We start from the raw sequence: 9,540 nt of genomic DNA, 5'->3' as shown, positions 1-9,540 counted from the left end.
AGCACCAATATAATATAGCCTACAAGTGTATGTCCTTGGACTTTTCTTGGCGCAAACATGCAGCTGAATATTTGAGGTGCTATAAGCTATCAATTGATTACAATGGGAGATAGTTATGAAATATGAAGATTATAGCTATAAAGATCTTTACAAGATAGCAAAGGAAAAAAATATAAAAAATAGATCAAATATGTCAAAAAAAATGCTTATTGAAGCTCTTTATGCATTAGAACGTAAAAAGGATACTGCCATAAATGTTGAAAATACAAAAATACAGCCTTCCTCAAAAACGTTAACTAAAAAAGATAAAGACGAAGATAGAAAGGTTATGCCACAAAAGGATGATTATCAAATTCCTGAAAGTTATAATGTTGATACATTGGTACTGCTCCCAGTAGATCCTGCTATTCAATATTGTTATTGGCAAATCTCAACTGATACAAGAGAACAATATAAAGACTATCTAAGTAAGTCTTTATATAGGTATAAATTAAAATTATTTATAAAAGATAGTGAGGGAACAAAAGAGTTGCAAGAAATTGAAACAGGGGATTATGGTAATTATTATTTTCATCACTATATACCAGGCAAGCTTGCATGGGCTGAAATTGGTTTTACTAGTGATGAAGAGGTTTTTATCCCTATAATAACCTCTAAAAGGATAGTGGTCCCAAGGGCTGGTATATCTGATAAAACTGATGAAACTTTTTTGTCAATAGATGAGAATTACATGGAAATATTAAAACTCTCAGGTATTGACTCAAATATACATCCAAGTAGCATCGCTTTCCACAGAGAGCTATTAAAGCAGTTATCAAAACATATTAAAAGCTCTGGAGATCTTTACAGGTAAAAAAATGAAAGGTTATTGGGTATTAGTACTGCATTCACACTTACCCTTTGTTAAACACCCAGAATATAGCTTCTTTTTGGAAGAGAAATGGCTATTTGAAGCAATAGATGAATGCTATATTCCACTACTTATGTTATTAAAGAGATTGGAGGAAGAACACATCTATAGCAGGTTTACTGTATCCCTCTCACCTACACTATGTGAAATGTTGGTAGATACAACATTGCTATACAAATATGAAGTCCATTTAGAAAAACAGATTGAACTAGCAAACAAAGAAGTAGAGCGAACAAAAAAGGATGCAATATTTAATGAGATTGCCCTGTTCTATCTTAATAGATATAAGAATATAAAAAGTTTTTTTTATGAATTTTTAAATAAAAATGTATTGAAAGGATTTAAATATTTTAAAGATATTGGAAAAATAGAAATAATCACATGCGCAGCAACCCACGGCCTTTTACCATTATTACAGGTTAATACAGCTGCTATAAAAGCACAGATCCATATGGCTGTAACTAACTACAATAAGCATTTTGAAGAATCCCCTAAGGGAATCTGGCTGCCTGAATGTGCTTATTATGTTGGACTAGAGGAAATATTAGCTGAGTTTGGCATTAGATATTTTTTCTTAGATGCACATGGTGTATTATATTCTGAACCACGACCAAAATATGGTGTATTTGCCCCTGTTTATACAGAAAAAGGAGTAGCCACTTTTGCTAGAGATATTATTTCATCTAAACAGGTTTGGTCTGCTGAAGAGGGTTATCCAGGCGATTTTAATTATCGTGATTTTTACAGGGATATAGGCTTTGATCTTGATTTTAATTATATTAAAGATTACATAAACCCTGATGGAGTTCGCGTTTTTACTGGTTTTAAATATTATAAGATTACTGGCAAAACTGACTATAAAGAACCTTATGATTATAAAATTGCACTAGAAAAAACAGCCGAACACGCAGGCCATTTTGTAAATGAAAGATATAGACAATTAAGTGAACTATCAAAATTAATGGATAGAAAACCCGTTATTGTATCCCCTTATGACTCTGAACTTTTTGGCCATTGGTGGTTTGAGGGACATGAATTTCTATATAATATATTTAAAAATCTTAATGACTCAGGAGAGATAAAAGCTATAACACCACTAGATTATTTAAAGGAATATCCAGCAAATCAAGTTGTTTCATTAAACCCTTCATCATGGGGAGATAAAGGCTATTATGAAGTATGGTTAAATGGGGCAAACGATTGGATTTATAGGCATCTTCACTATATGGCAGATAAAATGGTATATTATGCAAAATATTATATAAATACAGTAAACCCTTTTAGAATCAGGCTACTTAATCAAATGGCAAGAGAGTTGTTACTTGCACAAAGTAGTGACTGGGCATTTCTAATAACAACTAAAACTGCAGATAACTATGCTACTAAAAGGACAAAAGAACACATATTTAATTTTTTAAGATTAGAAGAACTATTAAATAAAAATTATAAAGATGAACACTTTTTAACATACCTTGAAAACAAAAATAGTATATTCCAAGATATTAGTTTTAAAATTTATGCGAAGTAGCCTTTTTTTTAGAAAATAATATAAATGTCATAATAATAAATAAGCAAAGTCCAGCAATATGATAATAAAACGATGGTAGCAACATTAAGAGGCCAGACAACCCAAAGAAAAGTCTATATACAGTATTTAATGTAGTTATATAATACCCTTCAAATAAAACTGCCAAAGAAAATAACCCTATCGTAGCTAATATAATTGTTTCAATTGAATCAAATAATGGGCCTGTAAAAAGAATCGGGGTATAAATAAATAAAAAGGGTATAATGTATAGTCCTTTAGCTAATGCTAATGATATAAAACCCGTTTTTATTGGGTCTGCTTTTGCTATTCCAGCTGCTGCATAAGAAGCAAGACATATTGGTGGTGTTACATTAGAAGTTTGTGAAAACCAAAATATAGCCATATGTGCTGCAAGTAATGAAGATTTTTTTATATTCTCTGGTATAAAATGCATTAATCCTTGAGCAACCTGCGGATTTAAAGCATCTTGCAATGATATATTAAAATGTGCTGCAAGATAGCCTGCATTCATTAATGCTAAAATAGAGGGTGCTGTTAACACCGCAAGTACTATATATGATGCTGTAACTGGTAAACCCATCCCCAAAATTGTTGCAGCAAGAGCAACCAATAAAAGGGTAATTATTAGAGAATGCCCTGCTAACATGCTAATAAGCATAGAAAATTTTAATCCGAGCCCCGTTAATATTATAACCTCAACAACGATACCGGCACAAAGCAAAATTGTACCTGTTGTAACCATATTCAACGAACCCAGTGCCAGTGCATCAAGTATAGAGTGTAAACCCATTCTACTATTTTTGTTAAAATAGCTACAAACAACTACAGCTATAATACCAACAGCTGCTGAAAAAGTTGGGGTATAACCATAGATTAATAAACCTATTAAAATAATTATTGGTATAATAAAACTCCAGCCATCTTTTAACACATCCTTAATATTTGGAATTTCTTCATCCTTCAACACAGCAAAACTTTTCTTTTTGGCTCGTAAATGAACATAAAAGATAATTGTTATGTAGTATAATATAGCCGGCATAAAAGCGACTAATATTATATTTACATAGGAAATACCTGTCCATTGACTCATAATAAAAGCCCCAGCTCCCATAATAGGTGGGAGTATTTGACCGCCTGTAGAAGCAGCTGCCTCAACTGCAGCCGCAAATTCAGCTTTAAAACCAACTCGTTTCATTAGTGGAATAGTTATTGAACCAGTAGCAGATGTGTTTGCCACTGCACTACCTGAGATAGAACCCATAATGCCACTTGCAAATACTGCAATTTTAGCTGGCCCTCCAACTCTTTTCCCCATCAAAGCCATTGCTAAATTTATTATAAATGACCCCGCACCAGAGTATAACAAAAAGGATGCAAAAATAACAAACAATATAACAAAGGTTGATGAAATTGTTGCAATTGAGCCAAATATCCCATCAGGAGCAAAATACATCCTATACATTAATCTAGTATAGGTAACCCCTGGAAAATTCCAGATCCCTTCAAAATAATCACCAAGAAAGAGTGCATAACTAATAAATATTAATGAGAGAATGGGTATTGTTAAGCCTACTGCTCTCCTTGTTGCCTCAAAAAGTATTAATACAGCAGCCGTAGCAAATATAACATCTGATACTACCATAACTTCGTTTCTAGCGTGCAAGGCCTCATCGAATATCAATAAATAGAAGCCAACAGCAACAACTAACAACAAACAAAGATAATCAAATAGAATAAATCTATTCTTCCCAAATGCTGGATACATTAAGAAAACAAGGCTTAACATAAAAATATAGTGGATTGCATTTCTTTCAATCTCTGGTATTACACCAATTGTGTTAACCCATAAATGAAAAAGGGAGGAGAGAACGGCCACAGTATATATAATATACTTGCCAATTATAGGAAGCTCTTTCTTGGCAGATATTATATCAATATTCATTTGGAATCCACTATCAATCTCTTAGGTATATTTAAGCCCCTTTCTCTATAATACTTAAGAGCTCCAGGATGCAGTGGAACAGGTAGCGACTGAATAGCATTTTCTAAGTTTATTGCTCTTGTTGCTGAATGGATATTGTACAAAAAGGATAGATTTTCAAAAATAGTCTTTGTTATAATATAAACTGTATCAACATCTAGATTAGCCTTGACCCCTAAAAAATTTGATTGGGCTATTGTAAAGACATCTCTATTAAGTCTTGGATAAATATCTTTTCTAATAATATACCTCTTCCAAACAGGATAATTTGAATTAATCCTATCTAATTGATCGCTGGTAAACTCTAAAATACTAACGCCTTTACTGCCCTCCATAGCAAAGAGCATTGATATTGCTGAAGCTGGAACTCCAGCGGGAATATTAGCACCAGCTAAACGCCTATCTAACATTGCATCAACAGAATCCTGGTATCCTAAGTATTCTAAGTTTAGCTTATTAAGTTCTATATCTAGAGAGCTTAATATCGTCTTGCCTGAGACCTCAGTACCTGAGCCCCTTTTGCCAATTGAAAATTTATCCTTTAAACCTTTTATATCTTTTATATTTCCGCTTTTTACGTATTTATTTAGCAAAACAAAATGCTCTACATTATCCCACAGTGAAGTTATGGCTAAAATATTTTTTAAGGGTTTTTTATATATCCCTTTACCCTGATATGCCATTGAACCAAAGAGGGATTGTAGTGTTGCTAAATCTGCTTCATTATTCTCTAACATCTGTATATTTTCAGCTGATCCTGCTGAATCAATAGCTGTTGCAGTAATGCCATATTCTTTATAACACTTTAACGTTATTAATGTACCTATTGCAACTCCAACAGGATAATATGTTCCGCCAGGGGTAGCAGTTACTATAATAAGATTCTTACCCTTAGCTAATAAATGATCATTATAAATAATTAATATTGTTAAGCTTAATAATAAAATAATTTTATTTTTATTACACATTTTACAATATTATAACTTAGCAGATTTTGGCATCAATAAAGTTTATTAATTAATGATAAAAATGTCACAGGGGCCACTAAAATCTCTATAATATAAATTATTAATGAGGTTATCATCAACTAAAGGGGTATCATCTTTATATATCTCTGCTATTATGTTAGCTTTACATCCATTTGATGTATCTATAGATAAACCTGTCCTTATAGTAGTTTCATAATCAGGTATTACCAGAAAATTCGGTAATACTAAAAATTTTTTAAACTCCTCCCTTATTTTGTTATCACATCTTAATTGACCAGTAACCTTTAAACTCATAGCTCTTATTAGTCTACTATCAATTCTGTCTTTGCCGCTATTTTCTACTTTAATAGATATAGCACACCTTTCGTCTCTAAGTATGTTAGAAACTTTTAGATCAAAGGCACTATTTTTACTGGTCTTTATTAGCAGTATAAAAATACATATTATGAGACTGAAAAACCTATACATTCAAAAATAAAATATGCTAGTTTGACTATTTAGTAGCATTATCCTCTAAAGGCCTACTATAAGTACTATTCAAGTTAATAGGCTGCCCATTTATGTAGATATAAGGGATTTCATCCTTAACTTCTATTTCAGTAAAGAATGTTCCATCCTCTAGTTTAGTTTGATAGCCTTTGATTGAATATATAATATTTTTAACTTTCTCTGTTAGTACTTGTTTTTCTTTTAATTCATTTTGTATTTTGTTTAAATCGCTGGTTTTAACAATTATCTTTCCAAGCGGTATATTAGAGGTTTCAGTAAATGAAAGTTTGCCATCAACTGTTGCTTTAACTAATTTGTGCTCTAGTGGCTCCACTTGCAATATGATCTCTGGCTTTGCTGATTTAATTGATCTCATCAAGGCAGCCAAGTAGCGTGATAATAGTTGAAAATTGGTAGTTGTTAAATTAATGCCACCCTTTGAATAGTTAATCAAATTCATATAATCTCGTGCCAATTCAGGAGTAATGTTTTTTATTGCAAATTTACCCTTAAAAGCGTTTAACCCGTCTATAACCCTATATAGATTTTCTTCCCTTCTATCGCCGGTAGCTTTTGTATTCAACTCATCTACAATTAATTTCATGCTATAAACCATTATATTTGACTCTTCAGGGACAAACTTAGATGTAAATTCTAAATTTTTTATTTTATAGTTATATGTTATATTGTCACTTTTATTTTCTACTTCTAAATCCTCTAGCTTAATACCTGAAATTTGTTTTTCTTTGCCATCAACAAGTATCTCATCAAAAGGTTTGTCTGTTTTATTATTAAGAAACTGAGCAATGCCCTTAGTAGTTACTTGGTTAAAATCAGCTTTGCTTAATATAAGTACATATTTTCTCTCATTAGATATAATATAGCCATTTAATTTTGAAACCTTTATTTCGTATTGTGGATTATTAATTAATAATTCTGTATATGCATCTTTTAAATTATTTTCAACGTTTTTTATTAAATACCCAATATTAAACTTCTCAGTGGAAACTCTTGATATCTTTGCATCTAATAGTTTTTTATTTTCTTCATTAATTGGAGAAATCGTAACATTGTCTAATTCGCTTACTGACAGATATTTGTCAAAGGGACCATAAATTAAGTGTGCTTTTTTAGCTTTTAATCTTATTACAACGTCAAATAAATCTATATCCGATTGATCTATTTTTTTAGGTAATAATTTTTTTAACTCCTTCATATTAATATCTATTGCCACATCATCTAAGCTTATGTTGTAGTGGGTATTTGTAAAAAAACCTGACTCATATGATAGATCCATGCTTTCTGGATTTAAATCAAATTGCACACTTTTAAAATTCTTATTTAGTGTACTTTCTAGTTCTTCCAATTTATCACTCTTTATAAATATATTTGGAAAATAAGTAAAGGTTACAAAAATACCAGCAACTATTACAACTAAAGCTATGATAATTGTTAAAATAATCTTTTTCATGTTATACCTCTTAAGACTGCTTTTAATTACATTTATATAACTATGTAGCTTTTTTTACCTTAAATATCAATATTAAATTTTGGTTGCATAATTTTATATTTAATATATTTATAAATATATGAATATAACAATAGCATTTAAAACTAGTGATGATGAGAAATCAACTATTGTTGAAAACTTACCTAATAACTGTAATGTTTCATTTTTATTTAACTTAGATGGCCAAAGCAGAAAAGATTTATTGAAAAAAAGTGATATCCTCTTTGCATGGAATATATCTAAAGAATTAAAGGATAATGAAATTAATTACTTAGAATCCTGTAGATTTATTCAACTATTAAGCGCTGGCGCTGACCACCTACCCTTTAACAGCCTTAAAGAAGACATATTGATTGCTAGCAATTCAGGTGCTTATGCAGAGCCAATGGCAGAACATACACTTGGCATGATACTAGCATTATCAAAATCATTGGTTGTTAGACACTTAGAACTTAGTAATAAAATATTTAACAATAGAACACTAAACAAATCTTTAAGAGGGTTAAATTGTGGTATAGTAGGTTTTGGAGGAATAGGAAAAGAGGTAGCTAAGCTTTTAAGGCCATTAAATATAAATATTCTTGCAATTAATACAACAGGAACAACTAATGAAGATGTAGCTTTCATTGGAACATTAAAAGATTTAGATTATTTGTTAGAAAATTCAGATATACTCGTTCTATCGCTTCCTCTTAATAAATATTCATATCATTTAATAGACAAAGAAAAACTCTCAAAGATGAAAGATGATGCAATTTTAATAAATGTTGCAAGAGGCGATATTATAGTTGAAAAAGATCTATATTTTCATTTAAAAGAAAATCCTAAATTTTTAGCTGGCATTGATGCATGGTGGATTGAGCCTTTTTCTCATGGAAAATTTGAAATAAATTATCCATTCTTTGAGCTACAAAATTTTTTAGGAAGTCCTCATAACTCTGCACTAGTAGAAAATATTATAAATAAAGCTATTATAAGTGCACTTATAAATATAAAAAGATTTTTAGCAGGTAAAAACGTTCACAGTATTGTAAAGAGAGAAGATTATATATAGTTTTTACTTATTCTTAGTAAGGTCAATAATTTGAGCGGCAATACTTATAGCTATCTCTTCAGGTGTATCAGTTTTAATTGGTATTCCAACTGGAGAATAAACCTTCTTTAATATATCCTCTTTATAACCATTTTCTTTTAAGGAGTTTAATATGTACTCACTCTTTTTTTTGCTGCCTATAACGCCTATATATTTTGCATTGGTATTAACGGCATACTTGCACAACTGTAAATCCAATTGATGGTCCCTTGTGGCAATCACAATAAATGAATTCTCATCTATTTCAAGCTTACTGAAAGCATCAGTCAATTGAGGCACATAAACTTTATTGACATCTTTAAAATCATTGTTATCTATATACTCTTTTCTATCATCTACAACCACGAGCCTTAGGTTAAGCAATCTAAGTATTTTGCACAAGGCTACCCCAATATGTCCTGCCCCAAAAATAATAACCCTTGGTGCAACATTGATAGGTTCCAAATATATTGTAACACTGCCACCACACTGATATCCCATGCTCTCATCTAATGAAAAATTAAGCATCTTAGCTTTAGATGTTTTAATAATCTCTTTTGATATTTCAATAATCTTATATTCTAAACTACCACCACCAATTGTTCCGGCAGTCCTGCCATCTTCTGTTATAAGCATCTTGCTCGATACCTTAGCAGGGGTTGAACCCTTTGCATCCACAACTATAGCAAGTACTGCAGGAATATTCTCTTCTACCAGCTTTACTAATGCTTTATAAACCTCATTCATAATTATAATTGGGCTTTTCTTTTCTCCTTTAGAAAATATTCTGCAGTAAGTGGTAAGTTTCTTAATCTAATATTAGTTGCATGAAAAACTGCATTTGCAACTGCAGGGGCTGCAGGTGGTACGCCAGGTTCGCCTACTCCGCCTAATTCATTATCAGTTTCTACCACATATACCTCTATATCAGGAGCCTCTTCTGCGCTTAATATCTTATAATCATAAAAATTGTTTGTCTTTGCACCACCATTTGCAAATTCCATCTTTTCTTTTAGTGCAGTACTTATACCCATTATAAC

Annotated in this window: 9 protein-coding genes; 3 read left to right on the top strand and 6 right to left on the bottom strand. The window is 31.2% G+C overall.

Features of this window, described 5'->3' with window-relative positions; translation table 11 throughout:
* The first annotated feature begins 115 nt into the window (after positions 1–115).
* Both SVN78_06185 and SVN78_06180 read left to right on the top strand, forming a co-directional pair.
* On the top strand, positions 116–853 hold the full coding sequence (locus SVN78_06185; protein ID MDY6821191.1) for a DUF4912 domain-containing protein: 738 nt from the start codon (positions 116–118) through the stop codon (positions 851–853).
* Between the two features lie 4 nt (positions 854–857).
* Positions 858–2,438 carry a 1,4-alpha-glucan branching protein domain-containing protein gene (locus SVN78_06180; protein MDY6821190.1) on the top strand — a complete coding sequence of 527 codons (1,581 nt, stop codon included), beginning with the start codon at positions 858–860 and terminating at the stop codon, positions 2,436–2,438.
* Here SVN78_06180 and SVN78_06175 read toward each other — a convergent pair.
* The 4 genes from SVN78_06175 to SVN78_06160 are packed head-to-tail and all read right to left on the bottom strand — an operon-like array spanning position 2,419 to position 7,389.
* Positions 2,419–4,401 carry a TRAP transporter fused permease subunit gene (locus SVN78_06175; GenBank protein ID MDY6821189.1) on the bottom strand — a complete coding sequence of 661 codons (1,983 nt, stop codon included), beginning with the start codon at positions 4,399–4,401 and terminating at the stop codon, positions 2,419–2,421. The two genes, SVN78_06180 and SVN78_06175, sit on opposite strands and share 20 nt — an antisense overlap.
* Positions 4,398–5,408 carry a TAXI family TRAP transporter solute-binding subunit gene (locus SVN78_06170; GenBank protein MDY6821188.1) on the bottom strand — a complete coding sequence of 337 codons (1,011 nt, stop codon included), beginning with the start codon at positions 5,406–5,408 and terminating at the stop codon, positions 4,398–4,400. The genes SVN78_06175 and SVN78_06170 overlap by 4 nt, the downstream gene beginning before the upstream one ends.
* 45 nt (positions 5,409–5,453) lie before the next feature.
* Positions 5,454–5,897, bottom strand: a complete 444-nt coding sequence (locus SVN78_06165; protein MDY6821187.1) for a hypothetical protein — start codon at positions 5,895–5,897, stop codon at positions 5,454–5,456.
* 25 nt (positions 5,898–5,922) lie between these two features.
* Complete coding sequence (locus SVN78_06160) at positions 5,923–7,389, bottom strand: hypothetical protein (GenBank protein MDY6821186.1); 1,467 nt, start codon at positions 7,387–7,389, stop codon at positions 5,923–5,925.
* A 118-nt stretch (positions 7,390–7,507) separates the two neighbouring features.
* On the opposite strand from SVN78_06160, the gene SVN78_06155 reads away from it, so the two are divergent.
* Complete coding sequence (locus tag SVN78_06155) at positions 7,508–8,482, top strand: 2-hydroxyacid dehydrogenase (protein ID MDY6821185.1); 975 nt, start codon at positions 7,508–7,510, stop codon at positions 8,480–8,482.
* Positions 8,483–8,485: 3 nt separating this feature from the next.
* Here SVN78_06155 and xdhC read toward each other — a convergent pair whose 3' ends face one another.
* Both xdhC and SVN78_06145 read right to left on the bottom strand, forming a co-directional pair.
* The gene (gene xdhC, locus SVN78_06150; GenBank protein ID MDY6821184.1) at positions 8,486–9,247 is read right to left on the bottom strand and encodes a xanthine dehydrogenase accessory protein XdhC; all 762 of its coding nucleotides are present in this window, start codon (positions 9,245–9,247) and stop codon (positions 8,486–8,488) included.
* Positions 9,248–9,249: 2 nt separating this feature from the next.
* The coding region (locus SVN78_06145) for a hypothetical protein (protein MDY6821183.1) at positions 9,250–9,540 on the bottom strand (291 nt) is incomplete at its 5' end.

This window comes from Deferribacterota bacterium, assembly GCA_034189185.1.
Classification (GTDB): domain Bacteria; phylum Chrysiogenota; class Deferribacteres; order Deferribacterales; family UBA228; genus UBA228.
The sequence above is the reverse complement of the archived record's forward strand: the minus strand, read 5'-3'. Positions and strand labels throughout refer to the sequence as shown.

What these genes read in the sequence shown, in the direction of transcription:
- SVN78_06170 (MDY6821188.1), bottom strand. Translation starts at nt 5,408, where the DNA reads ATGTGTAATAAAAATAAAATTATTTTATTATTAAGCTTAACAATATTA.
- SVN78_06155 (MDY6821185.1), top strand. Translation starts at nt 7,508, where the DNA reads ATGAATATAACAATAGCATTTAAAACTAGTGATGATGAGAAATCAACT.
- SVN78_06165 (MDY6821187.1), bottom strand. Translation starts at nt 5,897, where the DNA reads ATGTATAGGTTTTTCAGTCTCATAATATGTATTTTTATACTGCTAATA.
- xdhC (MDY6821184.1), bottom strand. Translation starts at nt 9,247, where the DNA reads ATGAATGAGGTTTATAAAGCATTAGTAAAGCTGGTAGAAGAGAATATT.
- SVN78_06180 (MDY6821190.1), top strand. Translation starts at nt 858, where the DNA reads ATGAAAGGTTATTGGGTATTAGTACTGCATTCACACTTACCCTTTGTT.
- SVN78_06175 (MDY6821189.1), bottom strand. Translation starts at nt 4,401, where the DNA reads ATGAATATTGATATAATATCTGCCAAGAAAGAGCTTCCTATAATTGGC.
- SVN78_06185 (MDY6821191.1), top strand. Translation starts at nt 116, where the DNA reads ATGAAATATGAAGATTATAGCTATAAAGATCTTTACAAGATAGCAAAG.
- SVN78_06160 (MDY6821186.1), bottom strand. Translation starts at nt 7,389, where the DNA reads ATGAAAAAGATTATTTTAACAATTATCATAGCTTTAGTTGTAATAGTT.